The sequence below is a fragment of the Mycobacterium sp. E787 genome (genome assembly GCF_001668725.1).
GTDB lineage: Bacteria > Actinomycetota > Actinomycetes > Mycobacteriales > Mycobacteriaceae > Mycobacterium.
Genome location: NZ_LZKL01000127.1, coordinates 1 through 13,048, shown reverse-complemented (window position 1 = coordinate 13,048; position 13,048 = coordinate 1). Strand labels below are relative to the sequence as shown.

Genomic DNA, 13,048 nt, shown 5'->3' with positions numbered 1-13,048 from the left:
CTTACTTCAGAGTAAGAACAGTGGGTAGTATGGCCTCTAACGGCCGGTTCAAGACTGGTGTACCCGGAGATACACGGAGAGAAAAGTGGCCCCTGACAACAAGACCAGGCGACCCGTCGCGGTGCTGGGCGGCAATCGCATTCCGTTCGCGAGGTCCGACGGCGCCTACGCCGAGGCGTCCAACCAGGACATGTTCACCGCGGCCCTGGACGGGCTGGTGGAAAGGTACGGGCTGGCCGGCGAGCGGCTCGGCGTGGTCGTCGGTGGCGCGGTGCTCAAGCACAGCCGCGACTTCAACCTGACCCGCGAATGCGTGCTGGGTTCCGAGCTGTCGTCGTACACGCCGGCGTTCGACATCCAGCAGGCCTGCGGCACCGGGCTGCAGGCGGCGATCGCCGCGGCCGACGGCGTGGCGTCCGGCCGCTACGAGGTCGCCGCGGCCGGCGGGGTGGACACCACATCCGACCCACCGATCGGGCTGGGCGACAACCTTCGTCGCCAGCTGCTCAAACTGCGTCGCTCCAAGTCGAACCTGCAGCGCCTCCGGCTGGTCGGCACGCTGCCGGCCACCCTCGGAATCGAGATCCCGGCCAACAGCGAGCCGCGCACCGGGCTGTCGATGGGCGAGCACGCCGCCATCACCACCAAGCAGATGGGCATCAAACGCGTCGACCAGGACGCGCTGGCCGTGGCCAGCCACCGCAACATGGCCGCCGCCTACGACCGCGGCTTCTTCGACGACCTGGTCACGCCGTTCCTGGGGCTCTACCGCGACGACAACCTGCGGCCCGACGCGAGCACCGAGAAGCTGGCGACGCTGCGCCCAGTCTTCGGGGTGAAGAACGGCGACGCCACGATGACGGCGGGCAATTCGACGCCGCTGACGGACGGCGCGTCGGTCGCGCTGCTGGCCAGCGAGGACTGGGCGGCCGCCCACTCGCTGACCCCGCTGGCCTACCTGGTTGACGCCGAGACCGCCGCGGTCGACTACGTCAACGGGCGCGACGGGCTGCTGATGGCGCCGACCTACGCGGTGCCCCGGCTACTGGCGAGAAACGGGCTCAGCCTGCAGGATTTCGACTTCTACGAGATTCACGAGGCGTTCGCGTCGGTGGTGCTGGCGCATCTGCAGGCCTGGGAATCCGAGGAGTACTGCAAGGAGCGGCTGGGGCTCGACGCGGCGCTCGGCTCGATCGACCGATCCAAGCTCAACGTGAACGGCTCCTCGCTGGCCGCCGGCCATCCCTTCGCCGCCACCGGCGGGCGGATCCTGGCCCAGGCCGCCAAGCAGCTGGCCGAGAAGAAGGCCGAACAGCAGGGCGGCGGAACCGTCCGGGCGCTGATTTCGATCTGCGCCGCCGGCGGCCAGGGTGTGGCCGCGATCCTTCAGGCCTGACCTTCCCCGGATGAAATCGGTCACAACCGGTTACGAATGCCGGGTGCGGGGTACTCGACGGTCCGGATAGCCCCGTGTTGCGGTCTGACCCCCCGACCCCGACGGCAATACGGGGCATCCCTTGGGTCAAGCGGCCGTCAGCGCGGACGGGCGTTGCTAGACCGGCCGCCGCTGGAGTGAGGGGATCCAGCGGCGGCCTTTATCGTGCGCGCGCCCTGGCATCGCCAAACGCAAAATCCCCCCGTTCCACAGAACGGGGGGATTTCGGCGTTTTCCGGCTTAGAACGCGGCCTCGTCGAGCTCCATGATGTCGTTGTCCAGCGTCTCGATGACCTCACGGGTGCCGGCCAGCAGCGGCAGGAAGTTCTTGGCGAAGAACGACGCCACGGCGACCTTGCCCTCGTAGAACGACCGCTCGGCGCCGCTGGCGCCGGCGTCCAGCGCCGCCACGGCCACCGCCGCCTGACGCTGCAGCAACCAGCCGATGACCAGGTCGCCGACGCTGATCAGGAAGCGCACCGAACCCAGGCCCACCTTGTACAGGCTGGTGACGTCCTCCTGGGCCGCCATCAGGTAGCCGGTCAGGCTGGCGGCCATGGCCTGGACGTCGGCCAGTGCCTTGCCCAGCAGCTCGCGCTCGGTCTTGAGCCGGCCGTTGCCGGACTCGCTGTCCACGAACTTCTGGATCTCACCCGACACGTGGGCCAGCGCCACACCCTTGTCGCGGACGATCTTGCGGAAGAAGAAGTCCTGCGCCTGGATGGCCGTGGTGCCCTCGTACAGCGAGTCGATCTTGGAGTCCCGGATGTACTGCTCGATCGGGTAGTCCTGCAGGAAGCCGGACCCGCCCAACGTTTGCAGGCTCTCGGTCAGCTTCGCGTAGGCCTGCTCGGAGCCCACGCCCTTGACCACCGGCAGCATCAGGTCGTTGACCTTGACCGCCAGGTCGGCGTCCACCCCGTGCAGCGCCGCGGCCACGGCCGCGTCCTGGTAGGTCGCGGTGTAGAGGTACAGCGCCCGCAGACCCTCGGCGTAGGCCTTCTGGGTCATCAGCGACCGGCGCACATCGGGGTGATGCGTGATCGTCACCCGCGGCGCGGTCTTGTCGGTCATCTGGGTCATGTCGGCGCCCTGCACGCGCTCCTTGGCGTATTCCAGCGCGTTGAGGTAGCCCGTCGACAGCGTGGCGATCGCCTTGGTGCCGACCATCATGCGGGCCATCTCGATGACGTCGAACATCTGGGCGATGCCGTTGTGCACCTCGCCGACCAGCCAGCCCTTGGCGGGCACGCCGTGCTGGCCGAACGACAGCTCACACGTCGCCGAGACCTTCAGGCCCATCTTGTGCTCGACGTTCGTGACGAACACGCCGTTGCGCTCGCCCGGCTCGCCGGTCTCGGGGTCGAACAGGAACTTGGGCACGATGAACAGCGACAGGCCCTTGGTGCCGGGGCCGGCGCCCTCGGGGCGGGCCAGCACCAGGTGCACGATGTTCTCGAACAGGTCGTCGGAGTCGGCGGAGGTGATGAACCGCTTGACACCGTCGATGTGCCAGGAGCCATCCTCCTGCTGGACGGCCTTGGTGCGGCCGGCGCCCACGTCCGAACCGGCGTCCGGCTCGGTGAGCACCATGGTCGCGCCCCAACCGCGCTCCGCGCAGAGCACGGCCCACCGCTTCTGCTCCTCGGTGCCGAGGTGGTAGATGACGTTGGCGAAGCCGGCGCCGCCGGCGTACATCCACACCGCCGGGTTAGCGCCGAGGATGTGCTCGTGCAGCGCCCATACCAGCGCCTTGGGCATCGGCATGCCGCCCAGCGCCTCGTCGATGCCGGCCTTGTCCCAGCCGGCCTCCTGCACCGCGCGTACCGACTTCTTGAAATTCTCCGGCAACGTCACCGAGTGGGTCTCGGGGTCGAAAACCGGTGGGTTGCGGTCACCCTCGACGAACGATTCCGCGACCGGCCCCTCGGCCAGCCGGCTGATCTCGGTCAGCATCTCCTGTGCGGTGTCGGCGTCCAGGTCGCTGTACTCGCCCTGGCCTAAAGCCTTGTCAACGCCGAAGACTTCGAACAGGTTGAACACCTGGTCACGGACGTTGCTCTTGTAGTGGCTCACTACGTTCCTCCTCGTTGAGAATGCCACTTGTGGTTGGGTACTAGGTCTAAGTTACCCACCAGTAACTGCCCTAAAATATATCCGTTATTTGCGTCAACGCAAAGCGAGTGTGAGCTACATTGCAGCGTCTAACTAACCAACCGGTTGGGAAGTCTGATATCGCCCCCCTGACCTGCGGGGACGAAGCGCCGGCGAGCGACGTGAGACGCGTCACGTCGCTGCCCGTGGTCGATCTTCGGGCGCCTGAGGCACCGCTGCGGGAAGGGCTGCGGGCCGCCGCCCACGAGGTCGGGTTCTTCTACCTGATCGGCCACGGCGTGGCGGACGCGCTGGTGGGCAGGGTGCTCGACGCGGCGCGGCGCCTGTTCGACCTGCCGGACGCCGGCAAGGACGCCATCGCCATGGCGCGCAGCCCGCATTTCCGTGGCTATACGCGGCTGGGCGGCGAGCTGACCCGGGGCCGGGTGGACTGGCGCGAGCAGATCGACATCGGGCCCGAGCGCGCCCCGATCGGCGGCCCCGGCAAGCCGGACTACCTGTGGCTGCAGGGCCCGAATCAGTGGCCCGAGGCCCTGCCGGAGTTGCCCGGGATCATCGCCGAGTGGGACGCCGCGCTGTCCGCGGTGGCCCGCACCCTGCTGCGGCATTGGGCCGCCTCGCTGGGCAGCGCGCCCGACGTCTTCGACGCGGCGTTCGCCGACGCGCCGGCCACGCTGATCAAGCTCATCCGCTATCCCGCCCGCGCGGCCGGCTCGCAGGGGGTGGGCCCGCACCGCGACGCCGGCGTGCTGACGCTGCTGTTGGCCGAGCCGGGCAGCCGCGGGCTCCAGGTGCGACGCGCCCGCGGTGGCGCCGACGGCTGGATCGACGTGCCGCCCGTGCCGGGCGCGTTCATCGTCAACATCGGCGAACTGCTCGAGGTGGCGACGGGCGGCTACCTCCGCGCCACCGAGCACCGGGTGAACCTGGACGGACCAGGGCGGATCTCGGTGCCCTACTTCTTCAACCCGCGCCTGGACGCGCGGCTGCCGCTGCTCTCGCTGCCCGCGGACCTAGCCGCGCTCGCCGACAGGGAACACGACCCGTCGGACCCGATTTACCCGGTCTACGGTCGCAACGCGTGGAAGAGCAGATTGCGGGCGCATCCGGATGTGGCTTCGGCCCATGGATATTCGGCAAGGTAGGGTCGGGGGCGAGAATTCCGTTCTCGGCTCAAGGAGCAATGAAGTCCGGTGAATTCGAACAGCAATCTGACGCCGTCGTCGCTGCGTGAAGCGTTCGGCCACTTCCCCACCGGAGTGGTGGCCATCGCGGCCCAAGTCGATGGTGTGCGTGAAGGCTTGGCGGCCAGCACCTTTGTCCCCGTCTCGCTGGAACCGCCGTTGGTTTCGTTCTGCGTGCAGAACACGTCGACGACCTGGCCGAAACTCAAGGGCGTGCCGATGCTGGGCATCAGCGTGCTGGGTGAGGCCCATGACGTGGCCGTGCGCACGCTGGCCGCCAAGACGGGCGACAGGTTCGCCGGCTTGGAGACGGTATCCAGCGAAACCGGTGCGGTCTTCATCAAGGGCACCGGGCTATGGCTGGAAAGCGCGATCGAGCAACTGATCCCGGCCGGGGACCACACGATCGTCGTGCTGCGGGTCACGCAGGTCACGGTGGATGCCGCAGTGGCGCCGATCGTCTTTCACCGCAGCGAATTGCGCCGACTCGGCGTCTGACGGCCTTGGGCCGCATCGATCCTGCGCTCAGCGCGTGTCATGCCGCCGATGCGGCGCGCTGGGCGCAGTCTCGGCGCATGAGCGCGGGCGCCTAGGGGCGGTGGCCCAGTTCTTCCCGGTAGCCGGCGATGCGCCGCTCGATTTCGGCCGCGTCGTCCTGCCGGCCTTCCTTGTGCGCGAGTTCGGCGCGGACCGACAGCTCGCGGATCGCGGTGCGGATCTCGTTGACGCTGGTGGTTCCTCGCATCGGGTTCGGGTACCCGATGCGGGCGGGCCCTTAACGGCGGAACAGCTTGTTGCCCAGCCACACCACGGGGTCGTATTTGCGATCCGCGACCCGCTCCTTCATCGGGATCAACGCGTTGTCGGTGATCTTGATGTTTTCCGGGCACACCTCGGTGCAGCACTTGGTGATGTTGCAGTAGCCCAAGCCGTGCTCTTCCTGCGCCTGGTTGCGCCGGTCCAGCGTGTCCAGCGGGTGCATTTCCAGCTCCGCGATGCGCATCAGAAAGCGCGGGCCCGCGAACGCCTTCTTGTTCTCCTCGTGGTCGCGGACCACGTGGCAGACGTTCTGGCACAGGAAGCACTCGATGCACTTGCGGAACTCCTGCGACCGCTGCACGTCGGCCTGCGCCATCCGGTATTCGCCGGGCTGCAGGTCCTTGGGCGGCGCGAACGACGGTATCTCCCGGGCCTTTTCGTAGTTGAACGACACGTCGGTGACCAGGTCGCGGATCACCGGGAACGTCCGCAGCGGGGTGACGGTCACCACCTCGTCCTCGGCGAACGTCGACATCCGGGTCATGCACATCAGCCGGGGGTAGCCGTTGATCTCCGCCGAGCACGACCCGCACTTGCCGGCCTTGCAGTTCCACCGCACCGCGAGGTCGGGCGTCTGGGTCTGCTGCAGGCGATGGATGATGTCGAGCACCACCTCGCCCTCGTTGACCTCGACCGTGAAGTCCTGCAGTGCGCCGTCGGTGTCGTCGCCGCGCCACACCCGCATGGTGGCGTTGTAGGTCATTAAGCTCTCCGTCCTGGGTGATCGGCCAGCTCCTGGTCGGTGTAGTACTTCTCCAGCTCGGAGATCTCGAAGAGCTCCAGCAGGTCGGCCCGCATCGGCGTCTGGTCCTCCCGCGTGATGCTGATGTCGGGGATCACGGCGGCTTCCAGGTCGCCGGGCTCGCCGACTGCCCGGCACACCAGCAACACCTTGCGCCACGACGAATCCATCGACGGGTGGTCGTCGCGGGTGTGCCCGCCGCGGCTCTCGGTGCGCTCCAGCGCGGCCTTGGCCACGCACTCGCTGACCAGCAGCATGTTGCGCAGGTCGATGGCCAGGTTCCAGCCGGGGTTGTATTGGCGACCGCCCTCGACGCGGATGTTCTTGAACCGCTCGCGGAGCTTGTCCAGCCGGCCGAGGGCCTCGGAGATCTCCTCCGACTTGCGGATGATGCCCACCAGGTCGTTCATCGACTGCTGCAGTTCCAGCTGCAAGGTGTACGGGTTCTCGGCGGGGGCGCCGTCGGTCGGGCCGTCGAAGGGCGCCAGCGCCCTCTTGGCCGCCGCGTCGACGGCATCCTGGGCGACCGCGGGGCGGCTGCTCAGCGCGCGCACGTAGTCGGCGGCCCCCAGGCCGGCGCGCCGCCCGAACACCAGCAGGTCCGACAGCGAGTTGCCGCCCAGCCGGTTGGAGCCGTGCATGCCGCCGGAGCACTCGCCGGCGGCGAACAGCCCGGGCACCGTGGCCGCTCCCGTGTCGGCGTCCACCTCGACGCCGCCCATCACGTAGTGGCAGGTGGGCCCGACTTCCATCGGCTCCTTGGTGATGTCGACCCCGGCCAGCTCCTTGAACTGGTGGTACATCGACGGCAGCCGGCGCTTGATCTCCTCCGGCGTCAGCCGGGACGCGATGTCGAGGAAGACCCCGCCGTGCGGGCTGCCCCGGCCGGCCTTGACCTCGGAGTTGATCGCGCGCGCGACCTCATCGCGGGGCAGCAGGTCCGGGGTGCGACGGGCCGAGTCGTTGTCCTTGAGCCACTGGTCGGCCTCCTGCTCGGTCTCCGCGTACTGACCCTTGAACACGGGCGGGATGTAGTCGAACATGAACCGCTTGCCGTCGGAGTTCTTCAGCACACCGCCGTCGCCGCGGACGCCCTCGGTGACCAGGATCCCCTTCACGCTGGGCGGCCACACCATGCCCGTCGGGTGGAACTGGACGAACTCCATGTTGATCAGCGAGGCGCCGGCGCGCAGGGCGAGCGCGTGCCCGTCGCCGGTGTACTCCCAGGAGTTCGACGTCACCTTGAACGACTTGCCGATCCCGCCGGTGGCCAGCACCACCGCGGGCGCCTCGAACAGGACGAAGTTGCCGCTCTCGCGCCAGTAGCCGAAGGCCCCGGCGATCGCGTCACCGTCCTTGATCAGTTCGGTGATGGTGCACTCGGCGAACACCCTGATGCGCGCCTCGTAGTCGCCGAGTTCGGCGTGGTCCTCCTGCTGCAGCGACACGATCTTCTGCTGCATGGTGCGGATCAGCTCCAGGCCGGTGCGGTCTCCGACGTGCGCCAGCCGCGGGTAGGTGTGCCCGCCGAAGTTGCGCTGGCTGATCTTGCCGTCCTTGAGGCGATCGAACAGGGCGCCGTACGTTTCCAGCTCCCAGACCCGGTCCGGCGCCTCCTTGGCGTGCAGCTCGGCCATCCGCCAGTTGTTGAGGAACTTCCCGCCGCGCATGGTGTCGCCGAAGTGGGTCTTCCAGTTGTCCTTCGGGTTGGTGTTGCCCATCGACGCCGCGCAGCCGCCCTCGGCCATCACCGTGTGGGCCTTGCCGAACAGGGATTTGCACACCACCGCGACCCGCAGGCCGCGTTCGCGCGCTTCGATGACCGCGCGCAGCCCCGCGCCGCCGGCGCCGATGACGACTACGTCGTAGGCATGCCGCTCGACATCAACCATGAAAACCCTCGCTAAGTCTTATCGTCCGTCAATTGACTTGTCAGCCAACAAATCTCAGATCGGGAATGGCGCCCCCGGCCACCAGCGCGATGTAGAAGTCGGTGAGCATCAGCGTGCCCAGCGTGATCCAGGCGTACAGCTTGTGGCGGGTGTTGATGTGGCTGACCTGGGTCCAGATCCAGTACCGCACAGGGTGCTTGGAGAAGTGCTTGAGCCGCCCGCCGGTGACGTGCCGGCACGAGTGGCAGGACAACGTGTAGACCCACAACATGACGACGTTGCCGACCATGATCAGGTTGCCCAGCCCGAAGCCGAAGCCGCCCGGACCGGAGTCGGAATGAAAGCCGATGATCGCGTCGTAGGTGTTGATCACCGAGATGATGCCGGCGATGTAGAAGAAATACCGATGGCTGTTCTGAATGATCAGCGGCAACTTGGTCTCGCCGGTGTAGTGCACGCGGGGCTCGGCCACCGCGCACGCGGTGGGCGACTGCCACACGGTGCGGTAGTAGGCGCCGCGGTAGTAGTAGCACGTCAGCCGGAACAGCAGCAGGAACGGCAGGGTCAGCGCGGCGTAGGGCAGCCACCACACGTCCGGCAGGATCTGGGGCCAGAAGTCGTGCGCCTCCCCGCAAGCCGTGCTGACGCACGGCGAGTAGAACGGCGTCAGGTAGTGGTACTTCGGGACGAAGAAGTAGTTCTGCTGGAACGCGCGCGCCGTCGCATAGATGAGGAATGCGGCGAAGCCCAGGTCGATCCGCAGCGGCGACATCCACCACCGGTCGGTGCGTAGGGTCCGTTGCGGGATGCTGGCGCGCGTCGGTGAAAAGACACCGGACGCAGGACGGTTCGCCGTGGGTGCGCTCATCTAGTGTTCCTCTTCGAACGGGCTGTTGGTCGAAGGGTACACAGAGAGCACCCCCTCATTTTCGGGGGGCTTGTGTTGTCAGGACCTGCTGTGACCCCCGACACCCTCGTCGTCGACATCACGCCAGAAATCGCTGTCGTATTGGGTGTCGGGAATGACGATTTTCTCGCCGGACTGCTGCACGGTGGCGCGGGACAGATCCAATTCGGAGACGTCGGAATCGAGCAATTCGACGTCGGAAAGGATCCGGTCGGCGTCGATGACGATGCGGCGCATCGCCGGGCTTTCGCCGTACCGCGCCCGCAGGGAGTTCACGCACCGCCGCAAGCCGCCGATGAGGTCGTGCAGTTCGGCGAGTTCAGCAGTGCCGGTAGGGCTCGTCAACAGATCTCCTCGGATCTCCCCCGCGCTCGACGGTGTCACGGATCACAGTATGCCCCCGATAGTAGCCACCGCGGCGGCCTAATGTCGGACACCATGACAGACCAAACCACCGCCCGGCGCGCGACGGCGTTGCTCGAACTGCACCAGCCGGGCAACCCGGTGATCCTGCCGACCGTGTGGGACGCATGGTCGGCGCGCTTGGCCATCGAGGCGGGGTTCGCCGCGCTGACGGTGGGTAGCCACCCGCTGGCCGACTCGATCGGCAAACCGGACGGGGAGGGCATGTCGTTCGACGACGTGCTCACGCGGGTCGCGCAGATCACGGCCGCCGTCGAGGTGCCGGTGTCGGTGGACATCGAATCGGGCTACGGGCAGCCGGCGGCGCGTCTGATCGAGGGCCTGCTGAGCGTGGGTGCCGTCGGCCTGAACATCGAGGACACCGTGCATGGCGAGGGCAAGCGGCTGCGGTCGGCCGGCGAACACGCCGAACTGGTCGCGGCGCTGCGGTCGGCCGCCGACGCGGCCGGGGTGCATGTCGTGATCAACGCCCGGACGGACCTTTTTCTGCGCAAGGACGGAGACGATTCCGACCGCGTCGAACGCGCGATAGCGCGCCTGACCGAGGCCGCTCACGCGGGCGCCGACGTGCTCTACCCCGTCGGCCGACATGACCCGGACACGTTGCGGCGCTTGGCCGTTGACTTGCCGCTGCCGATGAACGCGATCGCGCTGCCCGACCAGGACGACCCGTCATCGTTTGGCCCGCTGGGCGTCGCACGGATCAGCTTCGGGCCGTTCCTGCAGGCCGCCCTGGCCGGACGCGCCAAGGAGTTGCTGGCCCGCTGGGGCTAGATCGGCTCCAGCATTCGGTGGGGACGCCGGAGCGCTTGGCTGACGGGATCGTCGTGGCTCGGATTGCGCGGTCGCGGCGGCGGGTGGGCGACGATGTCGGCGACGTCGGGAACCTGCGCGCACCGGTGGCACACGCGGTCCGGACCGATCGTCCCCCCGCAGTCCGCGTGCCGGTAGCTCCTTCGGTGGGGCTTGTCCACGTAGTTGTCGTTGCCCCAGGTGATCATCGACCAGATCAGCGGCCACAGCTGCCTGCCCTTGGCCGTCACCCGGTACCCGGCCGAATCCTTGGTCAGCACACCCTCTTCCACGAGGAAGCCCAGCCGTTCGGACAGCACCGCCTTCGGGATGCCGAGATGACGTTGCAGGTCGCTGAACCGCCGGGCCCCGTAGAAGGCGTCGCGCAGGATGAGCAACGTCCACCGTTCGCCGACGATCTCCAGGGACCGCGCGATGGGGCAGCTTTCGGCCGGATATTCGCGGGGAAGGGCCACGGCCCGATGTTACGCCTTGCGGGTTCGTTGACTGAACCATACACTCGCCGGTGCGGAGTTCATTCACCGAACCAGGATGGGCCGTCGAACCGTGAGGAGTCGCAATGACGACCAGCGCTGCACCGGCCGCATTCACCGCGGCCCAGCACCCGATGAACCGCATCGACGTCGTCACCGGGGTGGAATTCGACGAATTCAGAACCGCTTTCGAGCGAGCGGCGCCGCCGGTCGACCGGGCGGCCGTGCAGCGGATCAGCGAGGGCGGGGGCGGCTGGGACGACGTGCGCGCGGCCGCCGCCATCAACGCACCGAACGGGCTGATGGTCTACGCCACCATCGACGCGCTTCCCCTGTTCTGCCTGGCCGGCCACACCACCAAGGCGGTGGAGTACCTGCTCGGCAACCACACCATCGCCGAGACGATGTTCCGCCACGATCCCAGGGCGCTGCTGTACGCGCCGCTGCGGGTGCTCCTCTACGAGGACGCCGACGGCAACGCGGTCTTTTCGATGGACCAGCCCAGCGCCGCGTTCGCCAGCCTGGGCATCGCCGCGGTCGCCGCGGTGGGAAAGGATCTCGATCGCAAGGTGGTAAACCTGTTGCGGCTCATCGGAATCGATGCCGCCGCTGCCTTCGGGTGCTAGACGCGCCAGATCCGGCGGAGCCGTCGGCCCCACCGGACCTGGCCGCTACCGGTCGCGAACTACTTCGTGATCGCGATGCGCTGCGCCTGCGTCCCGGAGTAGGCGCCGGCGACCCGCACGGTCAGCACACCGGCGTCGTAGGAGGCCGCGATGGCCTCGCTGGTGACGTGCGCGGGCAGCTGGAACGACCGGCGGAACGATCCGTACCGAATCTCGCGCAGGGTGCGGCCGTTCTCCTCCTCCGCGTGCTCGTCGCGGTGTTCGCCGTGGATCACCAGGCGGCCTACCCCGTTTTCGGAGTCGACCTCGACGTTGACGTCCTTGTCGATGTCCACGCCGGGCAGTTCGAGGCGGACGACGGCGTCGTCGCCGTCCCTGACGATCTCAGCGGCCGGCCTGAATCCGCCGGCAACCGGCTTGAACCAGTCGGTCGTGGCCGCGGGGCCGAAAAAGTCGCGCAACCACCGGTCGGTGTCCCAGGCCGGTCGCGACCACAATGCGAGGTTGCTCATGGGCTTTCTCCTTCTGCTTCCTTGTGCTTCGTTGTGAGTTTGCTGTGACCGGCGCGCTGCCGGACGGCTATTTCTAGAAACTTGAGTCGACCCGGCTAAAGTTCCACCCGGGCGTTCGCCCGCAGCGAACACCTTCACAGCGGCCGTTGTGAGGTGTGAGGGCGCCGTCATGCCCGCGTCACATTCCGCGATTTCGCCTTAATTTGGGGCCCCTACCCTCGTGGCATGCCCCAATCCGAAACCTGGCGCGAGCACTGTGCCGAGCGTCACGTCGTTGTGGTCGGACACGGCATGGTGGGCCACCGGCTGGTCGAGGCGCTGCGTGCCCGCGACACCGAGGGTGCCTGGCGCATCACGGTTTTGGCGGAGGAAACCGACGCGGCCTATGACCGCGTCGGCCTGACCTCCTACACCGAGAGCTGGGACCGCGCGCTGCTGGCGCTGCCCGGCAACGATTACGCCGGCGACGAGCGGGTCCGGCTGCTGCTGAACGCGCGCGTGACCGAAATCGACCGGGCGACAAAGTCGGTGGTCACCGCCGACGGCCGGCGGCACAGCTACGACGCCCTGGTGCTGGCCACCGGGTCCTACGCGTTCGTCCCCCCGGTGCCCGGCCATGACCTGCCGCTGTGCCACGTCTACCGCACGCTCGACGACCTCGACGCCATCCGCGCCGACGCCCGGCGCACGCTGGAGGCCGGCCGGGTGCCCGGCGGGGTGGTCATCGGTGGCGGCCTGCTGGGGCTCGAAGCGGCGAATGCGTTGCGCCAGTTCGGTTTGCACACCCACGTCGTCGAGATGATGCCACGGCTGATGGCCCAGCAGATCGACGAGGCCGGCGGCGCGCTGCTGGCCCGGATGGTCACCGCCAGCTCGTCGCGCGGCCGGACGCCGGCGGCGAAGATCACCACTCCGGCGTCGATGACCTCGCCGTCGGTCAGGCGCACGCGCACCGAGGCCGAGCCGTCGGAGTGCTCGACGGCTTCGATCGACTCGGTGCCCGTCCCGACGTGCACCGCGATCCCCAGCTCGGTGACCATCCGGGCCAGCAGCGCGCCGCCGGCCTCGTCGATCTGCTGGGCCATCAGCCGTGGCATCATCTCGACG

The 13,048-nt window shown here is 68.0% G+C and carries 13 protein-coding genes and 2 pseudogenes; 6 read left to right on the top strand and 9 right to left on the bottom strand.

All coding sequences use genetic code 11. The features are described 5' to 3' along the window. Positions 1–85: 85 nt before the first annotated feature. On the top strand, positions 86–1,396 hold the full coding sequence (locus A5705_RS24970) for an acetyl-CoA C-acetyltransferase (RefSeq protein WP_068280651.1): 1,311 nt from the start codon (positions 86–88) through the stop codon (positions 1,394–1,396). A gap of 279 nt (positions 1,397–1,675) precedes the next feature. Here A5705_RS24970 and A5705_RS24965 read toward each other — a convergent pair whose 3' ends face one another. Further along, on the bottom strand, positions 1,676–3,511 hold the full coding sequence (locus tag A5705_RS24965; RefSeq protein WP_067874758.1) for an acyl-CoA dehydrogenase: 1,836 nt from the start codon (positions 3,509–3,511) through the stop codon (positions 1,676–1,678). A 158-nt stretch (positions 3,512–3,669) separates the two neighbouring features. Between A5705_RS24965 and A5705_RS24960 the strand changes: the two genes are divergently transcribed. Together A5705_RS24960 and A5705_RS24955 are read left to right on the top strand one after the other, a co-directional pair. Beyond that, entirely contained in the window at positions 3,670–4,695 is a 1,026-nt protein-coding gene (locus tag A5705_RS24960; protein WP_369829623.1) for an isopenicillin N synthase family dioxygenase, read from the top strand. Positions 4,696–4,743: 48 nt separating this feature from the next. Continuing rightward, a complete protein-coding gene (locus tag A5705_RS24955) occupies positions 4,744–5,232 on the top strand; it encodes a flavin reductase family protein (RefSeq protein WP_067874755.1) in 489 nt (162 codons plus the stop codon). A gap of 91 nt (positions 5,233–5,323) precedes the next feature. On the opposite strand, the gene A5705_RS28295 is transcribed toward A5705_RS24955, so the two are convergent. The 5 genes from A5705_RS28295 to A5705_RS24935 all read right to left on the bottom strand — a co-directional run bounded on the left by A5705_RS28295 (position 5,324) and on the right by A5705_RS24935 (position 9,439). Then, the gene (locus A5705_RS28295; RefSeq protein WP_197516896.1) at positions 5,324–5,479 is read right to left on the bottom strand and encodes a hypothetical protein; all 156 of its coding nucleotides are present in this window, start codon (positions 5,477–5,479) and stop codon (positions 5,324–5,326) included. 30 nt (positions 5,480–5,509) lie between these two features. Continuing rightward, positions 5,510–6,256, bottom strand: coding sequence for a succinate dehydrogenase/fumarate reductase iron-sulfur subunit (locus tag A5705_RS24950; protein ID WP_067874752.1), 747 nt, complete (start codon positions 6,254–6,256; stop codon positions 5,510–5,512). Then, positions 6,256–8,187, bottom strand: a complete 1,932-nt coding sequence (locus A5705_RS24945) for a fumarate reductase/succinate dehydrogenase flavoprotein subunit (RefSeq protein ID WP_067874750.1) — start codon at positions 8,185–8,187, stop codon at positions 6,256–6,258. Before A5705_RS24945 ends, A5705_RS24950 begins: the two co-directional genes overlap by 1 nt. A 40-nt stretch (positions 8,188–8,227) precedes the next feature. Continuing rightward, a complete protein-coding gene (locus A5705_RS24940; protein WP_067874747.1) occupies positions 8,228–9,055 on the bottom strand; it encodes a hypothetical protein in 828 nt (275 codons plus the stop codon). Between the two features lie 78 nt (positions 9,056–9,133). Beyond that, the gene (locus A5705_RS24935) at positions 9,134–9,439 is read right to left on the bottom strand and encodes a hypothetical protein (protein WP_067874744.1); all 306 of its coding nucleotides are present in this window, start codon (positions 9,437–9,439) and stop codon (positions 9,134–9,136) included. Positions 9,440–9,532: 93 nt separating this feature from the next. Here A5705_RS24935 and A5705_RS24930 point away from each other — a divergent pair, with 93 nt between their 5' ends. Further along, the gene (locus A5705_RS24930; protein WP_068281028.1) at positions 9,533–10,291 is read left to right on the top strand and encodes an isocitrate lyase/phosphoenolpyruvate mutase family protein; all 759 of its coding nucleotides are present in this window, start codon (positions 9,533–9,535) and stop codon (positions 10,289–10,291) included. Here A5705_RS24930 and A5705_RS24925 read toward each other — a convergent pair. Next, positions 10,288–10,785, bottom strand: a complete 498-nt coding sequence (locus A5705_RS24925) for a helix-turn-helix domain-containing protein (RefSeq protein ID WP_068280648.1) — start codon at positions 10,783–10,785, stop codon at positions 10,288–10,290. The genes A5705_RS24930 and A5705_RS24925 overlap by 4 nt on opposite strands. A gap of 104 nt (positions 10,786–10,889) precedes the next feature. On the opposite strand from A5705_RS24925, the gene A5705_RS24920 reads away from it, so the two are divergent. Then, a complete protein-coding gene (locus A5705_RS24920) occupies positions 10,890–11,429 on the top strand; it encodes a DUF302 domain-containing protein (protein WP_068280645.1) in 540 nt (179 codons plus the stop codon). Between the two features lie 59 nt (positions 11,430–11,488). Here the strand turns inward: A5705_RS24920 and A5705_RS24915 are convergent, their stop codons facing one another. After that, a complete protein-coding gene (locus tag A5705_RS24915; protein WP_068280641.1) occupies positions 11,489–11,941 on the bottom strand; it encodes an Hsp20/alpha crystallin family protein in 453 nt (150 codons plus the stop codon). A gap of 225 nt (positions 11,942–12,166) precedes the next feature. Between A5705_RS24915 and A5705_RS24910 the strand changes: the two are divergent. Beyond that, positions 12,167–12,805 (top strand): annotated as a pseudogene (locus A5705_RS24910) (FAD-dependent oxidoreductase); the annotation flags it as partial. Between the two features lie 62 nt (positions 12,806–12,867). Here A5705_RS24910 and A5705_RS27550 read toward each other — a convergent pair. Beyond that, positions 12,868–13,026: pseudogene (locus tag A5705_RS27550) on the bottom strand (hypothetical protein); the annotation flags it as partial. Between the last annotated feature and the right edge of the window lie 22 nt (positions 13,027–13,048).